The sequence below is a fragment of the Anabaena sp. FACHB-595 genome (assembly GCF_048568275.1).
Lineage (GTDB): Bacteria > Cyanobacteriota > Cyanobacteriia > Cyanobacteriales > Nostocaceae > Trichormus.
Genome location: NZ_CP183475.1, coordinates 16,606 through 39,406, shown reverse-complemented (window position 1 = coordinate 39,406; position 22,801 = coordinate 16,606). Strand labels below are relative to the sequence as shown.

General features: G+C 42.5%; 18 protein-coding genes. 3 read left to right on the top strand and 15 right to left on the bottom strand.

The window, feature by feature from the left end:
• Nucleotides 1–94: 94 nt before the first annotated feature.
• From ACN222_RS28995 to ACN222_RS28935, 13 genes are all read right to left on the bottom strand, one after another.
• Nucleotides 95–2,584 (bottom strand): hypothetical protein, encoded by a 2,490-nt coding sequence (locus ACN222_RS28995; protein ID WP_010993868.1) that lies wholly within the window; start codon nucleotides 2,582–2,584, stop codon nucleotides 95–97.
• Between the two features lie 86 nt (nucleotides 2,585–2,670).
• Complete coding sequence (locus ACN222_RS28990; RefSeq protein WP_044520269.1) at nucleotides 2,671–4,437, bottom strand: type IV secretory system conjugative DNA transfer family protein; 1,767 nt, start codon at nucleotides 4,435–4,437, stop codon at nucleotides 2,671–2,673.
• Between the two features lie 143 nt (nucleotides 4,438–4,580).
• Nucleotides 4,581–6,035, bottom strand: a complete 1,455-nt coding sequence (locus ACN222_RS28985; protein ID WP_044520225.1) for a hypothetical protein — start codon at nucleotides 6,033–6,035, stop codon at nucleotides 4,581–4,583.
• 6 nt (nucleotides 6,036–6,041) lie between these two features.
• The gene (locus ACN222_RS28980) at nucleotides 6,042–6,893 is read right to left on the bottom strand and encodes a hypothetical protein (protein ID WP_010993865.1); all 852 of its coding nucleotides are present in this window, start codon (nucleotides 6,891–6,893) and stop codon (nucleotides 6,042–6,044) included.
• Nucleotides 6,890–8,716 (bottom strand): TrbI/VirB10 family protein, encoded by a 1,827-nt coding sequence (locus ACN222_RS28975; protein ID WP_010993864.1) that lies wholly within the window; start codon nucleotides 8,714–8,716, stop codon nucleotides 6,890–6,892. The genes ACN222_RS28980 and ACN222_RS28975 overlap by 4 nt, the downstream gene beginning before the upstream one ends.
• A 24-nt stretch (nucleotides 8,717–8,740) precedes the next feature.
• Nucleotides 8,741–9,517 (bottom strand): hypothetical protein, encoded by a 777-nt coding sequence (locus ACN222_RS28970; RefSeq protein ID WP_010993863.1) that lies wholly within the window; start codon nucleotides 9,515–9,517, stop codon nucleotides 8,741–8,743.
• A 13-nt stretch (nucleotides 9,518–9,530) separates the two neighbouring features.
• On the bottom strand, nucleotides 9,531–10,682 hold the full coding sequence (locus ACN222_RS28965) for a hypothetical protein (protein WP_010993862.1): 1,152 nt from the start codon (nucleotides 10,680–10,682) through the stop codon (nucleotides 9,531–9,533).
• A 70-nt stretch (nucleotides 10,683–10,752) separates the two neighbouring features.
• A complete protein-coding gene (locus ACN222_RS28960) occupies nucleotides 10,753–11,484 on the bottom strand; it encodes a hypothetical protein (protein WP_010993861.1) in 732 nt (243 codons plus the stop codon).
• 112 nt (nucleotides 11,485–11,596) lie between these two features.
• A complete protein-coding gene (locus tag ACN222_RS28955; RefSeq protein ID WP_010993860.1) occupies nucleotides 11,597–14,425 on the bottom strand; it encodes a hypothetical protein in 2,829 nt (942 codons plus the stop codon).
• A 42-nt stretch (nucleotides 14,426–14,467) separates the two neighbouring features.
• Entirely contained in the window at nucleotides 14,468–14,803 is a 336-nt protein-coding gene (locus ACN222_RS28950; protein ID WP_010993859.1) for a hypothetical protein, read from the bottom strand.
• Between the two features lie 93 nt (nucleotides 14,804–14,896).
• Entirely contained in the window at nucleotides 14,897–15,493 is a 597-nt protein-coding gene (locus ACN222_RS28945; RefSeq protein ID WP_010993858.1) for a hypothetical protein, read from the bottom strand.
• A gap of 372 nt (nucleotides 15,494–15,865) precedes the next feature.
• Entirely contained in the window at nucleotides 15,866–16,432 is a 567-nt protein-coding gene (locus tag ACN222_RS28940; protein WP_010993857.1) for a DUF192 domain-containing protein, read from the bottom strand.
• 124 nt (nucleotides 16,433–16,556) lie between these two features.
• A complete protein-coding gene (locus ACN222_RS28935) occupies nucleotides 16,557–18,194 on the bottom strand; it encodes an ATP-binding protein (protein ID WP_010993856.1) in 1,638 nt (545 codons plus the stop codon).
• A 199-nt stretch (nucleotides 18,195–18,393) separates the two neighbouring features.
• Here ACN222_RS28935 and ACN222_RS28930 point away from each other — a divergent pair, with 199 nt between their 5' ends.
• On the top strand, nucleotides 18,394–18,972 hold the full coding sequence (locus ACN222_RS28930) for a hypothetical protein (RefSeq protein WP_010993855.1): 579 nt from the start codon (nucleotides 18,394–18,396) through the stop codon (nucleotides 18,970–18,972).
• A gap of 163 nt (nucleotides 18,973–19,135) precedes the next feature.
• Here the strand turns inward: ACN222_RS28930 and ACN222_RS28925 are convergent, their stop codons facing one another.
• On the bottom strand, nucleotides 19,136–19,729 hold the full coding sequence (locus ACN222_RS28925) for a TetR/AcrR family transcriptional regulator (protein ID WP_010993854.1): 594 nt from the start codon (nucleotides 19,727–19,729) through the stop codon (nucleotides 19,136–19,138).
• Between the two features lie 72 nt (nucleotides 19,730–19,801).
• On the opposite strand from ACN222_RS28925, the gene ACN222_RS28920 reads away from it, so the two are divergent.
• Complete coding sequence (locus tag ACN222_RS28920) at nucleotides 19,802–21,283, top strand: amidase (protein ID WP_044520221.1); 1,482 nt, start codon at nucleotides 19,802–19,804, stop codon at nucleotides 21,281–21,283.
• A 183-nt stretch (nucleotides 21,284–21,466) separates the two neighbouring features.
• On the opposite strand, the gene ACN222_RS28915 is transcribed toward ACN222_RS28920, so the two are convergent.
• Nucleotides 21,467–22,027, bottom strand: coding sequence for a carboxymuconolactone decarboxylase family protein (locus ACN222_RS28915; protein WP_044520219.1), 561 nt, complete (start codon nucleotides 22,025–22,027; stop codon nucleotides 21,467–21,469).
• 99 nt (nucleotides 22,028–22,126) lie between these two features.
• Here ACN222_RS28915 and ACN222_RS28910 point away from each other — a divergent pair, with 99 nt between their 5' ends.
• On the top strand, nucleotides 22,127–22,699 hold the full coding sequence (locus tag ACN222_RS28910) for a TetR/AcrR family transcriptional regulator (RefSeq protein WP_010993851.1): 573 nt from the start codon (nucleotides 22,127–22,129) through the stop codon (nucleotides 22,697–22,699).
• The last annotated feature ends 102 nt before the right edge of the window (nucleotides 22,700–22,801 follow it).

The following is a 22,801-nucleotide window of genomic DNA, read 5'->3' as shown; positions in this document are numbered from 1 at the left end:
GAGTTGAAATTTACAACTGATGTAAATTTGCGTAACTTCTAAACCCAAGTTTTTATATTGCCAATGCAACTTTGCAAACTTGGTGACGGGTAATTTATAGTTCAACTTCTCTTGACTTGGTTTTAGGTGCAGCAGCGACAGTTTGCTTTTGAGGGGAGGGTATGTGTTCAGTAGGGGTATATTGCTGCCGAATTTCTTCTCCTCGCCATACTTGTAAGTCATTCATAATATCTTTAAGCGGAACAAAATCGACGACTGTTTCTCCTTGCTTTTGTGCCTCAGTTGCCTTATGGGTCATAATCTTGAAGTACATCTCTCTCTGGTCGGCAATTGGTAACTTGCCGTTGTTCTCATTTATCCGTTGAAGAATTTCTTCATTGCCTTGATTCATTGCCCCTCCCCAGCCAGGGCCACCATGCTTGACCATATTTGCCCATTCCTTGGCGATGTAAGGGTGAACTGTGACAGGCAGATCGCTAACTGCTTGTATTACTCGTTCTTTGGGTGCAGATGCGGCGGTGGGAGTAGATTGTTCATTACCAAAAATTTGTTCCAGGTTGAGTTTGCTGGCGTTTTGGGCAATAAACTTAATTTGGTTGATGTCGTACTCAGAGATGTTCATCTTGCTGACTTCTTTGGTAATGCCAGCTTCGGTTTTAGTTAGATCAAACCGGACAAGTTCCTGAGTACCTTTTTCTTCGGTAGTTTTAAATAATTGCAAGCTGGCTCGATTTTTTTCGGGGTTGCGCGATCGCTTGATAGTAAATTCACCTACTATAAGTTCTTCCTTATCAGCCTGGATGAGGACATTATTCAGGGTGTGCAACATCTCATTTTGTTTAAATACTTCCAGCGTTTTGATCGTGCCGGCAGGTGCAAGACTCCCCAAGCTGTTTGCTACATCACGGATATCGGCATTATTGAGGTCAGGTAGCTTGCCATTGTCGCCTAAGTATTCTGCCGCAATGAGAAACTCCTGACGTTCAACAGGTAACATCTCTGTAGGCTTTTTCGTGATTTTAGGTTCCTCTTTTTTGTTGAGTTTAAAATCCATCAAAGAGTTCTCCCACCCAAATAGTTCATCACTGCGGCGGTGAATGCTAACAGTGTCTTCCTCTTGGCGAATCACAAATGTATCGCTACGGTAAATACGTGACCCATCTTGTTCAAGAGTGCCGTATTTTTTTAACATTGCGATCGCAGTTTCAGCAATATCTTTATTTTCCCCGTTGTAACGTTCTTCCCGCGCTTGTTTATTATTAATTTGATAAATAGGTACTTCAACCTGACGCGCCCACTGTTGTGCTGCTGGCTCTACATCTTGATACGTAAACTTAGGTGCATATTTTTTTCGATTATTAGTCGTTTGCTCCTCTGGCTCTTGTGCAAAAAACTGATTGGGATTTACATTTTCATTTACCTCCTCTCCAGCTTGATTTTGAGATTGATGGTTACTAGTAACTATCGGTCGAATTTGAATAGTTTCTTCGGACTGTGCGATTTCTTCTTGAAGATTATTGACCACATCATCTCCAAACCTGTCATCTACCTCTATTTCAACAGATAAGTTAATTTCTTGATTTATAGACGAACTGTTTTCGCTGTTTTCATCTTGTGGTAACTGTTGTGAAGTATTTGATTCGACTGCTTGAATCTTAGTTTCAGATTGTTCGTTGAGTGTCTGCTCTACTGATTCAGGATAGTTTTTGACTACAGGAGACTGATAATAATTAACATCTGGTGGGGAGTCAAAGTCGGGTGGATTACTAATGTCGATATCATTTATAAAACCTACCGCAGCTTCCTCTTCTTCGTAATCCAAGTTAACTGGTGTAGTTACAATTTCAGAATTTAATGGTTGATTATCTTCGTTCAATATTACTGATAATTTATCTAAGGATGCAGTTACTTTTGTTACATCTGGGTTGCCGTTATCAAATAATAAGTCTTTTGTATCTTTATGATTGTTAATAATGTCAGCAGATGGAGGTAGTAACTTAACTAGTGGTTCACTTGCTACATCTATTATTTCATCTGGAGTAAGTATTCCAGTGACGAGATTAGTTGTACATTTACCTTCGCTATTTTGTTCGTAGATAACGATTTGTTTTGCTGAACCATCTGACTCTAGATAAGCTGTAATTTTTAGAGTATTATCACTTGTTTGCTGATAATCACTATTGAAATTGGGTACATCTTCTACTAATCTTGCAGCAATTGTTTGTGCTTGATAGTTAGTAAAAGGTTCAGTTTCTATTGTGTATTGACCTTCTACTAATAAATCGGGCATTAACACAATATTAGTTTCTTGATTGCTTTTTATACTTTGACTGGTTAAATCTACCTTTTCCCATTTATACGCACCAGGGGTAGATTCATCAGGTACAAGATTGTAGATATCTTTGCCAACTTTAACTGCAATTTTACTTGCTTCTTGAGCTTCTTTGAGTTTTTCGAGAATTACTTTAGTTATCTTAGTAAGTACATTGATGAGGCTTTTACTTAATTCTCGACTTGTTTGAATTGCAGTATCGGCTGTACCTAAATATGATTCGTTAATTTGAGTGTGTCTGGTGTCAAACATATATTAAATGTGGTGAAAATAATCTATAAATTCAAACAGTCTGACTGTGCTTTATAAAAACCAGTTGGTCATTAAACTTAAAGTTTTTAGAAAAAGCTCTTGTACGCATCAACAGGTAACGGTGCATTGCCTGCTTGTACTGGTGCTTGTGGGATAGGAAACTTCCGAGCGACTTCTTTGACTCGTAAATCTAAATCTTCCTGTGTCGGTTTTTTCTGGGTACTTTTCCTAGCAAGCTCTTTGATGAGTTTATCCCAGTTAGCGTCATTTTCTTGTTCTAATCCAATGATCTGTTTGGGGATTTTGATGTTTTTTAATAGTGGTACTGAACCCTCATTTTTATTACTATAAGCTGGGTTGATAAATAGACATTTACCAGGTGGTAATTTGAGAAATTGGGCTGGCTCGAATAGCTTGCGAGTCCGTTCTTGTTCGCTGATAGATGTACTGGATTTACCCCCTCCCGTTGAGCGAGATTTTTGTTTATATTTAATTTCCTCTTCACCTAAATATGCAGAAAATAATCGTGCTGATTCTTCTTCGCCAGGATTAAAAACAAATTTTGTACCGCACGCACCAAGGATAGCTTTAGAGATTTCTTTACCATAAATCTTTTCAAGCTGACCCATATTTTGCCAACCCAGGATACCGCAGAATCCTTCGGAACGAGATTCGTTAAGCCATCTAAATAAATCTGGAAGGAAGATACTTGGCAACTCGTCAAGACACACTACTAATGGGCCGTCTTCCTTACGTTTTTTGGCAATACTACGGGAAACTACCATGTGAAGAATACTGGTCATCAGCGGGCTGACAGCATCGCGGCGTTCGCGGTCTAACCCGAAGATAATCATCTGTTTGCGTTTTACCTCCAAGGGCAAGGTTGTTTTACCGACAAAGCATCCCAATGTACCCCTTGCCATGAACCGGGTGAACATCAATGAAGCACTACCAGCAATACCCGCTACAGTTTTCTCTGAGCCAGCCGAGCTAAATAATTGACCAAAAGCTATCCTAATCCAGGGGTTTAGTTCGGCTGCCATCAAGCGTTCGACCATCTTCTCGCTAGAAAGTATTGCCGCAGCCGTCATAATATCAGCGTGGTCGCCAAACTCTTTAGTTAGCATTAAAATAGCCTGCGTCAACTGGTCGCCGGCGGGGCCAAAGAAGGCATCCTCAGACGCATTACCTAACAGGCGGAAGTTTTTGTTAATTACCGTAGCTAACTGCCTTGCGGTTTCAGCATCGCTACTGTCGCGTAAAAAATCGATTGGGTTACATACCTCTGATTCAGGAAATCCTGGTGCAAAGATATGTACGTCATACCCCTTGGATTTGGCATAACTGGCGATTTTGGCTTGACTGGCATACTTGAAATCGTATAGTACTATACCAAACCCTTGGTCAATTGCTGAGTAAATCATCGGGTTGATAGCCGAGAATGATTTACCACTACCAGGTGCGCCAATTACAGCAGTTCCCCGTTGAACATCGGGTATATAAACTGGAACTCCCCCACTCCCCTGGGGTAATTTTTGACCATTGTATTTGTGTACTCCAATATATAAACTGGCACTATCGCACTTAGGAGCGACGATTTGCTTGAGAGCTTTTTTCTTAGCTTGGGCGGTTTCCTTTGCTCCACCCCAATAGCTAGTAGCAAGCTTGCCTTTTTTACCATTACTAAAAAGCTGTAAAAGCAACAATAAGCCAATTCCCCCAGCCAGTGCCAAACCTTGAGGTGACATGAGCTTATCTGTATACTTACTAAAGTCAGTATTGCTATTTTTATTGTTTGCTTTTACTTCTCTAACTGTCTTAGTTTTAGCCGTTGCAAACAGATAATTATTCATATTAATCTGTGTTAATTGCATGAGGAAATCGAAGAAATATGCGGTGAAGTGAAGTTGCATATTTCTTCATTGGTTGTCTAGTGTGTCCTCTTCAAGTCAAAAATTAGAGAGGATAAATTCTTCTATGATTGCCTTTTTACTTGTTAATTTTTAGGTACGGTGAGGGGCGTACCAAGGATAATTGGGTCTATCTCGCGGTAGGTGAAGAAGGGAACTGGGCCAATGAAGTATGGCGAGCAACCCAAGTCAACCCACCCCCGCTTGCAAATACGGAAGAACATTGCGGTGGTTATACTGCCGTCCGCCTCGTTAATATCCCAGATGACTTGTTTAAATGATTTCCCAAAGGGGTGACGACCTGTGGGTTCTTTTCCACCGTTGAGACTGCCCAAGATGCCGAATCCGCCTTTAACTTTTTGGTCTTTACCGGACATCCATTGTGCGCCAGTCACAATATCGCTACCCGAAACTTCGATGTGACCACACGTTTTCTCGCACGGGACATTAAACCCAGCTTGGTAACTACCGCTTATTGACTTCCAGCGTCCGCTTTCAAGCGAACCGAGGGGTAAGTCTACTTTGCCGATAAAGCTAACATCGGGGATGGGAACGCTGGGGAACCGATCGAACGGTACATCAGCTAATCCCGGAATCTTGTTAATTGTTGTATTTTGCCAGTTAGTAAAGTCTTTTAGCTGTGCATCCTCAATACCAGGAATACTGGTTAGTTTATATTTATCAAGTTTGACATACTCACTCAGTTCCACTTCTCCCAGTTGGGGATAATTGTCCAGCACTTCACCAACAGTTTGGTAGCTTGCGGTGCTACCTGTAACTTTGGTTACTAGTTCTTGAATTGGTGGAATGGCTCCGACTTCTGAATCTTCTAAATTAGGAATTGCTTCGGCGAGGTCTTCGAGTGTTTGCCAATCGAGTGTTTCAAAATCTGACAGTTTGACATTTTTGAGTTGAATGCCCGTGATGTCGGCGATATCTTCAAGCGTGAAATCTTCAATATTGAACTCAGTTGCTTCAAAATCACCCAGTTCCATAACTTCAGCAAGGCTTTGCCCAGCACTCCAGGTGCGTGTTTCCTTCATACCAGGGTTTTTGATATTAGGAAATTCGACGCTGCCAGCACCGCCAAATTTCATGTTTCTAAACGTGATACTGCTCCAATCGGGAGTAGGTGCGCCATTGACATATTTAGTTGCAACGGGCTGTGGCTGTTTGGTTTGTTTTGTCTTATTTATCGAAGTGTTCAAATTTGAATACTTCGATGGAACTGTTTGAGCTACCGCTTTTTCGCCGAATAAGAGACTGCCGATATTATAGCTACCTCCATATCGGATTAACCCATGTAGGGCAAGCCCAGCAATAAGTCCTGCAACCATCAGGTAGCGTAATTTATTAAATTTTTCCATTCGGTACTCAAGCCCTCGGTTGGTTTTGTTGTGAGTAGTTTCCTGGCTTGCAGCTCTCACTGGTACGATGGCTACGCCCGCCGTTCGCGCAGCGTCTCGTAGAGAAGGCATCGCAGTTACCTCTGGTGTAGGATTTAAAATTTGGTTGTTAGTGGCCAGATTTTCGTTATACATCACTATTTATTTAAAACTTGATTTACCTAGATTTGTTGTTGTGAGAGGGTTAGTGCGCTGTGGTGGTATTTCTAACAAACGCTTTCCACCCAACAGCATGAGTTTTTCAACCAATTGCATTGATACTCCGGCGGTGCTGGCGGCGACAACAAGTTCCTCTCCTTGCGATCGCAACTCCACAAGTTGGTTCAGACGCTTCCAGAGCTTGCTGTCTGTCGTAACCCACTGGTTTTTTAGAGCAACTTGCATCCCTTTGGCTATATGTCTGCTATCAGATAATGCGGTGTAACTAACCTTTGGTTTTACTTCTTCAGGTTTGCTGGGAGGGTCGCCAATAATTTCAATTTGGCTGTACTCTGGTGTGCCACTGCCCGCTACAATCCGGAAGTGATAGCTTTTCCTTGTTGAGCCAGATTCGGTAATCACCGTCATGTGCGCCCCGTAAGGAGCTGGTGGTAAACCGGGGATTTTGACTGTCTCGATGCGGCGAATGTGAATTAGTCCAGCGCCCGTGCTGTTACTAGAACACTTACCCAAGCCCTCAAGACATCCGTCTACATCAAAAACAAACCTAGATGGGTCATCCAGCCAGATTTTCTTGATAATTTCTCTGGTGTTGTAGAACGATATTGATACCCCATGTCCGGGCCAGACTTTAACTGTCTGCAATTGGGCATTTTCCCCTGACACCTGGGACGCTGCAACTTGACGAATAGTATTTGCTAGTACAAGTTGGTTTGGTGCAAGCATGGTGGCGATAGTAAGGCACCCACCAAAGGCGATTGCGCGGAGCGCAGTGCCAGAGGCAATCGCCCAAGGCATCCTTAAACTAAAATCGGCTATATCTCTTAGTTTCACAGCTTAATTGACCTATCGACTTTGATTGTGATTTTGGTGTCTTTAGGCACATACCAAACATTGGGACGGCGGTTGATTTCGTCAGTAGCACGTTCTGTACGCTTGCTGACTGTTTCGCCAAGTTTGCCAAAAGCACCTTCAAGGAAAGCAGCTCCCAGGTTCCGGTTGTTATTGCGGCTGCGGGTTCTTGTCCCACCTAAAGGCAAATCTTCTGTGACTTCTTCATCTGGCTGGTTAATAATTTCCCCTACTTTCGCAAGACCAGCTATTGTCCCTAATGTGGCATCATATTTGGCAATTTCAGATCCCTTGTCGTCGTAAGGTCTGGCGATTAGGGGCGAACCCGCCTCTCCCAGGACTGATATCGTTCCAGGTGATAGAGGGTATTCGGTTCCGTCCTTGAGGATGGCCGTGACTTCGGCACGCACACCTGATGTGCTATCAACCGAAATCATAGCGATAGTTACCTGTGTTCCTGCGGGAATGGCTATTTCCCCAGTATTGCTATAAAGCGGCTCGTCCAACCGGGCGACAAACCGTAATGTATTTGTCTGTTCTTGGGAACGAGCGTTATTACTGGTTTGGGGCATAACGAGCGGAGTTACCAGGGTTGCACTTGCAAACGAACCGACAACTAGATACTGCGGTTGTGTTTCTTGGAGTATCTGTGCTTCTTCTGGCAGGTAGTTATTTGCAACTTGTTCGACTTGCTGAGTGGAGTTGTTTCCTTTATTACTAGCAAAACTGGATTCTACGGTCTTTTCTTTGTCAAGTTCTGAGATGGTTTGTGGTTCTTTTACCGAGAAGCTATAAATAACTGGCACGGCTTGATTGTTATCTTTGTCATCAGTATTGCTATACTCTGGAGTACTGTCGTTTGTGGTTACAGGTTGCCAACGCGGGCGCAGTTCTTCAATTTGATTAGGGGTATTGGTAACTGTTTCGGTATTCTCGCTGCGTCGGCTACGGCGACGACGAGAGCGATCGCTATTTTGTTCTGCTGGGCGTAATGTTTCTTCAGTTTTAGCTGTAACTTCTGGTACTGTCGTGTTTGTAGGTTCACTGACAGTGGTACTGGCTAGCATATACTCAACTCGACCAACCGAACCCAGGTTACGCAGGCGTTCGAGTTCAGCTATTGGATCTTTGGCGACACTCTGGTTGCTGGCAACTGTTTGTTTGGCAAATTTTGGCAGAGGAGCGCTAGGACGTAGAGGTGGTATTGGCTGTGAGGCCACTACTCTACGTGTTGGTCTAACAGGTTCGGGTGTTTCTTCTCGGTATACACGTCTTCTGGAATTAGGGGGAGTTTCTTGAGCAACTACCCTTCGTTGTCGAATAGAACGGGTTTTCTCTTGGTTTTTGGATTGTTCTTCAGTAGTTTCCTTTTTCTCCTCTTTGTCTTCTGTGTTAGCTTGACCATTTAGTGCATCAAGTTCTTCCTGTTGCTTGGCGAGAGCAAGCTTGGCATAAACATCACCTTCTTTTTTCTCAGATGCGGCAACTGTGGGAGTTGGAGTAGTAGTTAATTCTGGTTTTTTGGCGTTTTTACCACTCCCATTCATTATGCCGTTGAGGACAACAAATATAACTAGAAACCCAGCTCCGAATGCACCACCAATAATTCCTAATCTTGACCAGGGAGATGTAACAAAGTCGTGTTTAGTTTGGATTAACGCGGGGTCTTCTACTTCAGTTTCATCTTCTTCAACCACCTCAAATTGTGAATTTTCAACTTCATCTTCTTCTGCACTATCGATTGGTAAAAGACTATTTACGGAAGATATATGTTTATTGGAAGCCTCATGTTCTAGCTGTAACATAGTTCTATGCTTGATTAATGATTTTTATTTCTTGCCGAGGTTATAATCAACAATTTGAGTAATTTCTAAACCTGGTTCTCGTACTAAATAAATTTTCTTATCGAGTTCAGTTGGCTTATTTGGTAACTTGGGAGTATCGACAGCTTCAACAGTGATTGTTTTGTTAAAGGCGATTCCTTTGCCTTGGTTTTCGTTCCTATTAAAGCTGACGAGTGTAGCAATATAATCGACTTCCCACTGTCCATCCTTAATTTTTCTGGGTTCAGAGATATGGCGGGTGACGAGTGAAACTTGAACTTCACCGTTAAATACACCACTTGGAACGATTTCTGCTAATTTCTTAAGAAAATTTGCCCGGAAATCTTGATTTTCAGATAGTGCAAATGCAGCTTCCCAGGCTCTAGTAGGAATTTTTTTTCTACTATTTTTTGTTGTTTGAATATCTATTCCCCTATCAGGTTTAGTGACATTTTCGCCATTTTCTGTTGCTTCGATTATTCCGTTCCAGCCGAACATTTTAATCATGCTATCTGAGATAAAGCGTTTGATAGTTTCGGCTTCGCGTTCGTTGGGAGCAGCAAATTTACCAGGTGAAATAGACCCATCTTGGAGTTGAACTATCGTCATGCCTTTGACATGATGATTTGTACTAGCACTCATGCCAATATTTATTATTTGCAATAGGGTAGATAAGATAGTTCCTCCTGCTGTTACGGCGATCGCCATTGCAATAGGTGTGGAGGTAGATTGACCATAACTGAGAAGCCGAGCTGGTTGAGATTTAGACTTAGGTTTAAGCATAATTATTTGTTAATTACTTTTTAACTTTGATTTTGGAACTAACAAATTTAGTGGCGTTGACAGCAACCGTAGCAGTTGTACTTGCTCCACCTGTAGCGATTCCTGCTGCAATTTCAGAGCCAAATGCTACTGTTTTACCTAATCCTGTCCAAACAGCTATTCCACCACCTGCGGCTAATGCAGATGCCAGGATAGGAGAAACTAGCCCAACAAAAAGCAGAAATATCATCGGTTGATTTTGTTCGGAATTAGCGATAAGTTGTCCGCATAAACCAATAATCATGTTGAAGCAGAGTTTCGCCATTCCAACGGTGAAATAACCAGTTAGCCAAGCGAAAATAGGTTTTGCGCCAAAGGGGAGTAGCGAACCGCCTATTGCCAACGGGCCAAGTAGGGCAGTTAAAAGCATTGTGAATTCTATACCCCATTGGTAAGCGTTATTGAGCGCGAGGAGGATAACTGCGACAAATCCGGTGATCATCGAACCGATTGTACTGGTGATAGTATTACCAATTTTTTCGGCTATTTGACCAGGGGAGAGATTTTCGAGCGCGTCTTTAGCATCAGATAAAGCCTGAAGTGGATTAAATTCCCAACTACCGCTATCGGGGGCTTCTCCTTTAAATAGATCGGGCGCAGAGGTTTTAAGTTCTGCTTCTGCTTGTTGCAAGCAGGTGATTGAATCTTGCGTGTTACCAGGGATGGAACGGCATCTTTCCATTGCCGCCCCTACTTGCTGCTGGAGGGCAATATTGCCGACTGCACGGTTGAATGCTACTTCTAGGTTGGCTCCGGCAGCAGTAAATTCTAGGATGTCATTATTAACAGTATTAATGTATCCCCGGATGGCGAGTGTTCCACTTCTGAGTAAAGTGCCATTGTTAGCTAGTAGTCCGATCACCAGAATGGGCCATATCCAACTGGAGAGGGCTTTCATATCTTCTTGATTTATCCAGTTTTTGCCTAACTCAACCATAAAAAGGGTGAGTGTGGCGATCGCAAAAAACTGACCAACTTTGCACATCGAGCCGTACAAATTGCCGTTGAGGGTTTCTTGCCAAAGTTCATTGAAACCTTCTGCTACTAATTGCGCTCCAGCTGACGCATTTTCTAAAATGTCTTGCCCAAAAAATGGGTCGGTTGCAATTACAAGATGTTCTAACATGGTCTGTATTATGTACCTGATAGAGAGTTGGTCATCTCAATTGCAGAGATGACCAACTAATTAGGGTGAATTATTCACCTGCGGTAGTTTTGAGACTGCTAAACCCACTGATTTCGATATACTGGGCGCTGATACCGTCCATCATCAGGTTTTGACGACGGCGATCGCTGGCCCCTTGTTCGGCAAGTTGAGATAGCATCAGGTTAGTTTGCTGGGCATCGTGCCGTGTTTGCAGTCCGTCAATGCGAGATTGACCCAACATTGAGACAATTTGCGAGTTTTGGGCAGCAATGACCTTGAGGATGTTTTGTGAAGCATCCATTGGTTGTGCAGATTCTGCGAGTTCTTTGGCCTCAGCTACAGTTTGTTCAGTTGCTTCTATCTCATTTTTGGTACGTTCCTGACCGACTTCCCCTAAGACGCTGGCGATCGTGGCGCGGGTGGTTTCTCTCTCCAGTTCGTTAGCTGCACTGACCGCAGCTTCAACTGTGTTGCTTTCATTCCAGTTACCCTTGCTCTTGAGTTGCTCTTTGAGCTTTTCGGCTGAGTTTACTGGATCTGGCATATCCATACTGCCAGTCTGAATAGCAGTTTTAGCTTCGCCTTTCATCCCACCCCATTTATTAGTTCCTGAAGTGAGTTCCTTTTTGGTTTCCTCAAAATAGTTATTGAATTTCCCTAAAACCTTGAAGAAATCGTCAATTGAAAAGGCATAACTGGGTGCTGTACCGAGTAAAGTAACCAGACCAATTATTGACCCGATTATTACTCCTTTCTTAGTAAACTTGAATTTTGGTTTCATACTTTTCGTGGATAAAATAATCAATGTGGCAATCAAAGTTAAGCCACTTGTTTATGAGTTATTGATTCTTCTTGTTATAAATCCAGATTATTCTTAGCTTTTCTTCTATAATTTATGCTGACTTTAATTGCTGATTGTTATTGTTATCCAGTAATTGTTGTGCTTCTTGGCTTAACTCATCTCCCCGAAGCAGTTGTATATAGCTTTCTGAAAATTTCACCATACCCAGCATTGGATTATCGGCATATTTATTGAGAAATAGAGTGCGTAATTCTTGCTCATTCGGGTTATTTGCTACTGCTGCAAGTAAGCAATAAGCAGGATAATATCTACAGAAAGTAAGTTTGCCATTGTCATCAAGTAACCACTGTGAATAAATACTTTCGCATTTGGGAAAGAATGCTTCGGTACTATTACGCGAGATAATTTCATAAGGATATTTAAACCTGTTCACAAATGGGTCAACTGCCGATGTTTGAATCCGACCGATCAGGCGGGTTGTGATGTTAGCAAATATCTTGGAAGCAGACTTACTTTGGAAGATACTTTCTGGTTCTTGGGCAGATAAAATTACACGTATACCTGCTTTCGCCCCATTAGCGCAGAGTCTACCAATTAGCTCGGCTATGCTCTCAAAATTGAATAAAATTGGTGCTTCATCTAAGAAAAATATTGATACTTTAGATGATAAAGCTCTACGTAAAGCTGCGGAATAGGCACTCAGGGCAAGGACTGCGGCATCGGCTTCACTCCCAAGCGATCGCAGTGCGAATACAAGCAATCGAGCATCAGTTCTAAAGCTAGATGGATTGGCGATTGATTGCCCAACTCGTGAATTTAGCCAAAACTTTAATCGCAATCTGATTTGGTCAAGGGCATCGAGAATTTCTTTACTATTATTGGTGATGGAATCGAGTTTGATAAATCCAGGTGAACAATAATTATAGAAATCCTTAAGTGTTGGAATATCTGCCCATTCAGGTGTTCCTAATCCATTTTCTAGTGCTAGCTTATACCGTAGTTTGATATCTTCATCGTTGTAAAAAGTTTCAATTGTGATTGTAATGATACTTTCGATATTTGATATCATTGTGGGACTTACCCCGACAGGATTTGTCCCAAGTACCATTATCATTAATGTGGATTTCAAGAATTCCTTGAAATCGGTCATCCTTTCTTTAATAACTTCAGGTTCATAGCCCCTTAAATCAGGTAATTCAAATAAGTTGTTCGATTCTTTACTAATATCAAAATATGCCCCTTCTTCTCCCATAAATTTGGTATAGTCGGTAAACGTACTAGTACCATCGGGTTTGGGATAATCAAGTGCAATTACGGGAATGTTTTGAGCCAAGGCAGGTGTTAATAGACCTGCTACTAAGACAGATTTACCAGCACGGGTAGTACCGAAAATGGCGAGATTTTTGTGCTGCTTGTACAAGTCGAGATGTACTGGAGTTCCTCCCTCTTCAGCAATTAGCTCAAACCCGGATTTATCTCCCGTAGCCGTTCTAACTATCGGCATGAGTCCGGGAACTTCTGATGAGAAATAGGGGAGGCGACGGTTAAAGGGTCTTGTAAGTAGGTTTTCCCAAATAACAGGTACACATTGTAACCATGTTTTCCAGGCATACTCGATTTCTCTATCAACTACAGCAGGTCGCAAGAAACAGCTAGAAAGGTATTGACAAGCTTCATCAAGTTTTTGACGACTGTGACGATGGACACAAAAAACAACAGCAGTATGGATGGGGAGACTGCCTCTGAGGATAGTTTCTTGTGCCTTAACTGCCTCCTCAATATTCATATTGGCTTTTACGTCAATTGACCCCTTCTCAGAAGACATGGCGCTGGAGGTAATTGACTGTTTGGTAATCCGTTGCAAAGCAGTTTTGGCAAGTCCCTGGTTGGCTTTAGATAGCTGGCAAATAATCTCGGTGTCGGAGATTTTTTCTTTGGATATTACCTCCCAGAGGTATCGAAGCTGGGCGTATTCATCTACCCAGCCTTGGGGCTTTTCGCTAAACTGAAGAACGCCGATATACCTGTCTTGCAGTCTTACCCAGCTGCGATCGAGAAACGGGACAGATTTTTCGTTCTCTAGCATCAGGTGGCGAATGTGGAAATCGCTAGTTTGAACTTCTCGAAGTCCCTCTTCATCTAATATGAGGGGATTGGGAACTTTGGGTGCATCGCTACGGTTAAATTGACTCCAAAGAATTGACCATACTTCCTCACTGGTGACTGCTCGCACTGAAAGCCCCATTGAGTTTGTCAAAAGTTGTTCCCACCGTTGAAACCCAGAGGTAAAACTATCCCGTAAGATTGTTTCAATTCGTTCTTGCCGCACACCGTGAATTTGTCCAGTAAATTGAAACCAGGCATTTTGCAATTGTTTGATAGTTTTTTCAATTGCATCATTTGAGCGACTGTCTTCAGAAGCCAGGACACTATAGGTACACCAGAAACGTAAAAACTTATTTTTACGAGTTCCTGCTTCGGTGAGTTCTCTTGCTCGCAGACGTTCCGATCGCACTAATAAAGTTAATTGCTCTAGATCGCATTTATCCTCTATCTTTTTTAGTTCCTGCTGCCGGAGAAAATCATCAGTGAACGAACCAAGGTGAATTGTTAAGGTTTCTCGTTCGGGAAGTTCTTTGAGTCCGCCTTCAATATTTTCAAAAATGGGGAGAATCTGTTCTTCGGGCAAGGACGGGTGAATTCCCTGTACGTCAAAGCAGAACTTGATTTGAATATCCTCTTTTTTCTGGAGAATAAGTGCGCCGATATCTCTACGACCAGCAAGCGAGATACTTGCAATCCCGGCTAAATGGGTAATATCCTCAAACGGTGTCAGATTTTTGACAACACCTAATTGTTCGGTATCGAGAGATTTTTTACCAATTTTGTGCTTTATTTTTGTTGAGGCGGTCGAACTCATAGCCTATATTTTTGTTCGCTGATATTTATTAATTCAGAAGCTTTATCTGCGTTTTTTCAGCTGGCGCTTCTTCTTGGGTTGAGGTTGTAGAGGATTAACGAGGGAGGCAAATGGTTTGTAACCACGGGTGATGCGGGGCGTGCCGACAAACTTACCGAAAAAGGCTTTGTTAGAACTTACTGTCCACCAGGTTGCCCATCCCCAGGCGGTTACAATTCCGGTTGCAAGCCAAGAAGCTTGCATAAAACCCTTGACTACCATGTAGGAGATGAGAGCGATCGCACTCCAGGGAACAATTTGGTCGGCGGGGAATGGCCCAAGGCGCGGCTGTTCTCCTAACACGCGGTTGACAGTACGAAATTCCCGTTCTCTGGCCATTATTACGAAAGACAAAAGTCAGTTGTTGAAATTTTGATGAGTGGCACTTGTGGAATTGTGCCACTCGTGGTGGCTTTTTTGACGAGTGACGTATCAGCCTGTTACCAGTCCTGCGAGCAAGTCTCCGACTACAACTGTGAGGGCAACGATAATTGGTGTACGGGCGATCGTTTGCCAATCTTCGTCGTTTCTGGCTGCTTGAACAACCCTAATAAGACCAATACCCAGATAAATTAGGAACAAACCGCGCAGTACCGCAAATACGTACCTAATAATATCTTCATTGACACCAGTAAAGTATTCTGTGAAGAAGTCCTCTGCGTTTTGCATAAACTGGGCGTTTGCGGGTGCAGTGGCGATATCCAACATAAATACTACACCTACCAAGCAGAACAGAACAGTATAAATATTGATGCCATACTTGCGCTGCCATTTCTCAAAGTTGGAAAGTAGCAAGTTTGCTTCCTTGGGTAGTAACGCTACAATGCCAGTTCCAAACGCGAGTGATGCCATCACCATGTGGTGGAGTGAGATATCTGCAATCATCAAACCAGTACCAACTGCCATTAGTCCGGTGATGCTGGCGTTTTCTTTCCAGTTGCGACGGCGACGGGTGGGAGCGGGGTATCCGTATTCTTCGTAGGAAGGAATGCGATCGCTGCCAAAATCAGATTCGTAGTCTATTTTCATAAAAAGATTATTTCAGAAATTACTGGATGAAACTTTGTAGGGGTAATTAAGGCTGAATTACTGCTTTTTACCTAAGTTTTAATTGGAGTAAATATCTGCTCCAACTTCTCACTTGTGAAATTATTTTATGAGATTAATAACCGTGAAATCATCTAAAAATTTTCTATTTTTAGACACTATGTTTTTCAGTAAATCATTCAGTGAAAACTCAGGCAAATTTGCTTGACAAGTTCCAATAATTAAATCAGTGATTGATTTCATAATGTTTGACCCCCGATATAGCCTATATCGGGGGTCAAAGATTGATATATGAGGTAGTGTAATTACGGTTGTTTACCGCTAGGTTGTTGTGATGGATAAACTCTCCGGCAACTAATTCTGCGTTTTGTTTGGGTTGAAATTGAGTTGGAGTTTCTTACCTACTTTGAGATTCAGGGTTTTAGTACTGTTAGCAGGTAATTCAATAACCTGGTTAACAGGATAAATTGAATCATATTTAGGACAGGTTTTGGTTTTGCAAGGGGGAACTGCTTCTACGATTGATTTGATAACTCCATCTTTGAGGAATATCATATCTAAAGGAATATACGTATCTTTCATCCAAAGTTTAACTTTTTCAGGTTTGTTAAGGACAAATAACATTCCGTGATTCTCAGGAATCGAATTACGAAATTTGAGTCCGTGGGCATATTCTTTTCTATCGTCTGCTAATTCGAGTTGAACTGTTTGATTGTTACTGGTAAAGGTTGCGCCAATAGGTAAATACTGGGGCTGGCGAGTCCAAAAGTATAGCGGTAGGGGTGAGAGGGCAGCAGTAAAACCAGCAATTGGCCCAACAAATTTGATAAATTTGATGAATTTGTAAAATAGGCTTTTTTCTGGATTTTGTGATTGTTTAGTTTGAATGTTGGTTTGAGCAGTTTGTCTTGTGACTTCCATAGTTTTAGCTAAATAAGGTAGTAAAGTGTTTAGAAATAGTAAGGATTATAAACAGTTGAAATGTTTTGGTTACATTTGCTTTCGTCCAAACATGATGAAACTTTGAATTGATTTATGATGTGTGCTAGCTGAAAATATCAATGTTGCCAACAGCAAATTTGCTTTCGTCTAGGGGACTACTAGGTAAAGCTTGTTGGTCAGCTTTGTTACGCATCGATTCGACTCTATCGGCTTCGCGGATGGCAAGCGGGTTAATCTGACGGCGTTCTTCTAGTAATGCCTCGATTGTTAGTTCCAGTGCTGGGAGTTGGCTTTCTGAGTAGGTATCTTCTGTTATGGTTTCGCAGAATATCGTACTAGCGGCGCGTTCTACAATTGTCTGGATTTCTGCACCTACACACCGATTGGTGGCTTTAAGAATTCTGCGCCACTGTTCTTCACTCCAAGGGTCGCCGCCATTGCGAAAGCGTTCGTCAAACCGGGCGGCGTGCAGTTTGAAGATACTATATCTTTCCCCATTATTCGGCAGGTCTACTTTAAATAAATAGTCAAACCGTCCAGCACGGGTGAGTTCGGGTGGCAGCCATTCCATACGGTTAACTGACGCGATGACCAGTACATCTGATATACGCTCTTGCATCCACGTCAACAGCTGACCAGCCAGCCGTTTGGCGAGGTCATCATCCCCGGCGAACCCTTTATCAAAGTCGTCGAAATACAAAATTACTTGGTTGAGCCTATCTGCCAGTCGCAACAAGCGTTTGAGTTTCATTTCTGCTTGGTTGCCAAAACTTCTAAAGTTGCCCCAATCGACCATGATGAGGGGAATACCCATATTCTGGGAACAGGCTTTTGCTGAGTGTGATTTTCCTGTCCCCGGTGGCCCCACAAGCATAATCCCCTTTGGTACGCGCAGATTGTATTGTTTAGCACGCGGGGTAAGCAATCGCTTGAACTTTTTGAATGACTGCTGCATGAGTTCTAACCCACCAAGTTGGACTTTTGGTGGAGGTAAGAATTCGATGTCATATAAGCGGTTAAGCAGTTGAATTTTTTTTGCTAATAGAAGCTTTGCTATCTCACTGGAATTTCCTAAGTCATGATTTTTTCTAATATCGGTTAAGCAATGAATAATATCAGAAATATACAGACCAGCACTAGCGTTAGCAATTTCTAAATAATCTTGTTCAGTATAAATTAAAGGAAATAAATTACTGCTGATTAAACTAGCAATTATTTCTTGTGTATCTGGTAATTCTTGACTCCAAAGGGGTATTTCTGCTACTATTTCGCTTGCTATCTCGGCATTGGCTCCTAGTAATATAGTAGTCTTATCACTATTGTTTGTATGAAATTTTAGATTAACTAGCGATGACTTAATCCATTCTGATAGAAGAATAAATTCAGTATCTTTAGTTATGCTTTCTTTTAACCAAGGAAAAATATTCTCAACGATTAATACTCCAGTGCCAGAATAAACTCTCCAAAAATTGAGTACTTGAAAATAGTCTTCTGTATTTTGTTTAACAGAATGTTTATAGTCCTCAAATTCTTGAAAAACAAGATTATTTTCGGTGCTGACGGCTAATTCTTTAATACTGTCCTCGCTTAAATTCCATATATAGATTTTTTTACCTACTTGCTGACAGGAAGTAGTAAGACGAATGAGGAAGCGGTGACGTTCTTGGAGGGGGGATTCACAGGCGATGATTGGATAATTGTCCGCAAGCAGGTCTTCTAGATACTCAAAGCTAGACTTCATCTTAGTTGCTTGTAGCGTAATCAGAAGCAATCTTATCTAGAAGGGATGCTGTACGATAACTGATAATTTTCTAATTTCTAAATCCAAAAAATTAGAAAAAAGTTGGTTTATTTTCAGTATTTTGTTGATTGTGTAATGGTGTTGTGAATTTAGATAATTGCCAAGAACTCTGATTTTCCAAGTTTTCCGATTTTTAGTTATGGCAAAGACACCGGAATATCCAATCGTTGTTATTCCAGAGTTAGTTAAAGACAAAAAACAGTTTACCCCATTAGTTTTTCCATCTGGACAAGGAGATGCACCAATTGGGGCAAGTGAGGGGCTGTTTGAAAATGTTCTCAAACATTATTTTGGTGAAATTGTTTCTCCCCAGCAGGTGATGTTTCCACCAGGGCATCGACTACCATTTACGGCTGATTTTCTGTTGATTGAACCAAATACTGGCTTACACATAGACTTGGAGGTTGATGAACCTATCTCATTTGCGACTGGCAAGCCCACTCACTGTATCGGCGAGGATGACTATAGAAACAAGTGTTTTGTCGATGCAAACTGGCTGGTTATCCGGTTTGCAGAAGAACAAGTATCATCTCAACCAGAACGCTGCGCTCGATTTATTGCTGGTGCGATCGCCCAACTGACAGATAATAATACTTATCGCCAGAAGCTACTTCATGTAGAGAAAGTTACTCCTATGCGTCAGTGGTCTGTACGTCAAGCTTCCAAATTAAAAAAGAGTGATTACCGCCAAGGCTATCTTGTCCAAAGAAAGAACTAAGAGATAATTTGGTGAAAGCGATTAGCGTTAATCAGTTTTGAAATTTATTAGTGAGGGTTTTGTATTGAGATAGTTGGTAGGGCGATCGCAAAGATCATTGAGTTGAGTTGTTAAGCTAGCCAGCAAAAACAATTCAATGTCAGTTCAACTTGGTCGTTATACGTCATGAGTCAACTTTTTGAATATGTTGGATTGCAACTACTAACGCGTCTATCATCACCTCATAACTAGCATCAGTAGAACGTTCTAATGTCATTAATCCAGCCTGTTCGATGGCGATAAAACCAGTAATTGCTGCGTTAACCATTCGCATTGCATCAATTAATTTTGTTTCGCTGAGATTGTAGGATTGCAGCACACGTTTGAGGAAGTGGAAGACTTCCTGAATCAGTGGGGAAGTTTCTGGATCTTGGAGATTGAGTTGAAATTGGGTCATAACTCGATAGCGGTTGGGATAAGACCGCGCAAAATCCCGCGTCGCACGTCCCCCTGCCCGCAGTAGTGCTTGGGGATCTTCCAGTCCGTTGGTTTGTTGACGAGACCATTCAATATATTGCTGCCAAATGGTAAGTGCAACTGCCCGTCGCAAAGCTAAATTGCCATCTAGATGCTTGTAAATCGCAGGAGGCTTAATACCTAATTCCCTTGCAACCCGATTCACACCTAAAGCAGCTTCCCCTTCTTGATCGAGACAGGCGATCGCAGCATTAATTACATCCTGCTGTGTTAAGGACTTTTCTTTGACTGGACGACCCATAAAGAATTTAGTTAATGCAATTAACTAAAAGTGAATATAATTAACTTTATCAAGAATTACCTGTCTACGCCTATGAGTAGCCTGACGTTTGCTCCTGCCCATCAGCTGGCGCGAATGATTCGCAATCGCGAAGTTTCTGCCGTTGAAGTTCTCAATGCTTACTTGGCTCAAATCGCCAAACACAACTCGAAGTTAAATGCCATTTGCACGCTGGATGAGGAAAATGCTTATCTTAGGGCTAGGCTGGCTGATGAGGCTTTAGCTAGAGGCGAAAACTGGGGTGCTTTACATGGGGTTCCCATCACGATTAAAGACATTTTTGAAACCGCAGGGTTGCTCACCACCGCAGGCTACATCCCTCTCAAAGACTACGTACCTCAACAAGATGCCACCGTCGTTGCCAGACTTCGGACAGCAGGAGCAGTCATCCTGGGAAAAACAAACATGGCGGAACTAGCTGGCGATTACCAAAGTACGAATTCCCTCTTTCCACAAGTCAATAATCCTTGGAATCTTGACTACACTGCTGGCGGGAGTTCTGGGGGGAGTGCTGCGGCTGTGGCAGCAGGGTTATCGTCATTGGATTTAGGCAACGATATTGCGGGTTCAGTGCGTCAGCCTGCTCATTTCTGCGGTGTGTATGGTTTGAAACCTACGGATCGCCGCATTTCTACAGCAGGACAAATTCCAGAAGTACCTGGAATGCCAGTGTGTCTTCGGCAAATGATGACAGTGGGTTGTTTTGCGCGATCGCTCGAAGATATCCGGCTGTGCTTCTCCTTGATTGCAGGCTCTGATCTTCGCCGTCCTGATGTGCCGCCAATTCCTCTTGATAACCCTTCTGGTAAGTCTTTGCAGAATCTCAAAATTGCTTGGCTCGATGAATGGGTAGAGGTTCCTGTTGCGTCTGAAATTCAAGTGGCGATGACTGCGATCGCACACACCCTGACTCAAGCAGGTGTCCAAATTGAACCCTGGCTTCCCAAAAATTTTGACCTATCAAAAACACTGAACCTCTACGGGCGGATGGCTGCATACATCAACATTTACGCTCAACCTGTAGATCGATATAACTTGCATCGCAGTTGGCAGCAGATTTTTCGCACCGCCACCCAAGGGGAAAAAGAACTCCGCAAATTGGGGGATTTTAGCCGCCTTCTACCAGACCTGTTGAACCCACGTCTGAAAGGATATTTTGAGGTACTTACCGAGCGCGATTGCTTCACTGCCCAAATGGATGAGGCATTAGAACCGTGGGATGCGTGGCTCACTCCTGTTGCTGCCACCCCTGCCTTTACCCATCGTCCCGCTTGGAGTGCTATTGAGATTGATGGCCGACCCTACCCTCATGCAGTGGCAAACGGAGCTTACACTATGCCATTTAATCTGAGTGGACATCCTGCGGTAGTGATTCCGATTGGACACACTCAAGATGGTCTACCGATTGGAATGCAAGTTGTTGGCAAACGGTGGCGTGAGATGGAGTTATTAGCGATCGCTCAGGAACTTGATAAAGTAATTAATGCTTTCCGAAGCCCGTTTGAAATTATTTAACTAAAAAGCGCAATCACATCTACGCAACAAATGTACACTGCATTGGCAGATGAAACCCTTGTCAATCAAGCTTTTGAGCAAGTAAGTTCAAAATTAAAAAAACATTTTGTTGAGCGGCTGCCAATCATCTCGAACTCAGGACTAGAGAACTTTGACAGTCCGCACTCGCCAAATCTGCTCTGATTAAGAAACTGGCGCAGGTTTTGACCAAACGTAAGGTTGAAAAGCCTTATCTAAAGGAGTTTTAGCAATGTGGTTAGTGTAGTTGTGGATAATTTTTACAGCAATTCCTAAAATGACTTCCAAAACCTGCTGCTTTGTGTAACCTGCTGCTAGGAACTCTTCAATTTCTGGCTCACTCACCCAACCTCGCGCCTCAATCATCCGCTTAGTAAACAGCCGCAACGCTTGTAACTTCTGATCTGCTAAAGGTTGCCCGTGACGCAGAGCCTCAATGTCTTCGGGAGTCATCCCAATCATTTTTGCTAAACCTGAATGAGCTGCCATGCAGTAGCGACAGTCATGTTCGTAATTAGCAGTCAGATAGATGACCTGTTGTTCGATAGGCGTAAAACTGGTTGTTTCAAATAAATCCCACAATGCCATGCCTCCCCTCAAGGTGGCGGGAGATTCCGCAAGAATCCCCTCTAGATTTGGAATCAAACCAAATGTCTCTTTGGCATGGAGCAGAGCTTCTTTTGAGGCTTCTTTTGCAGTTTCAATGGTATAAATCGTAAAATCCATTACTTTACTCCTCTTAATCACCTCCCAAGTAGACAAGATTGTCTACTGAGAACAGGTGCTAGTATATCTCTATGGAGACAAACTTGTCTACCTAAATTTATGACTACTGAATCAAGTGCTGCACGTCAACAAATTTTAGAAACTGCTTCTCTGCTGTTTTATCAGAAGGGAATTCAACACGTAGGAATAAATGAAGTCATTGCCGCGTCTGGTGTAGCAAAAAGAACCCTTTACCGATGGTTTTCTTCCAAAGACCAACTAATTGAAGAAGTGATGAAATATCGTGCTGCTCAATGGTTACGTTGGTTTGAAAATGCAGTTGCAGATCAAGGAAACACTCCTAAAGAGCGGTTACTGGCAACCTTTGATGTTCTCCAGGGTTGGTACGCTCTGCCTGACTTTCGCGGTTGTCCATTTATCAATGCGGTCTTAGAAATTGCTGATGCTTCTCATCCAGCTCATCAAGTCTCAGTTCAGTTGAGAGAATCTATCCGCACTTATATCATGCAGCTAGCAGAGCAAGCGGGTGTGCGCGACCCGGAATCTTTTTCACAGCAGTATTTGCTTTTAATTGGGGGAGCTAGTTTAATGGCAACGATTGAGGGCAATCCCATTGGAGCGCAATATGCCAGAAATGCTTTGTCTGTATTGATTGATGCTAGTGGTACTTAGACACAAAATCTAGAAAAATACTCTCACACTCAATATTTTTCCTAAATCGCTCATACAAGTAGGGAATTTCTCAAGGATGCGATTGCCCCTCTAGGTGCGCGG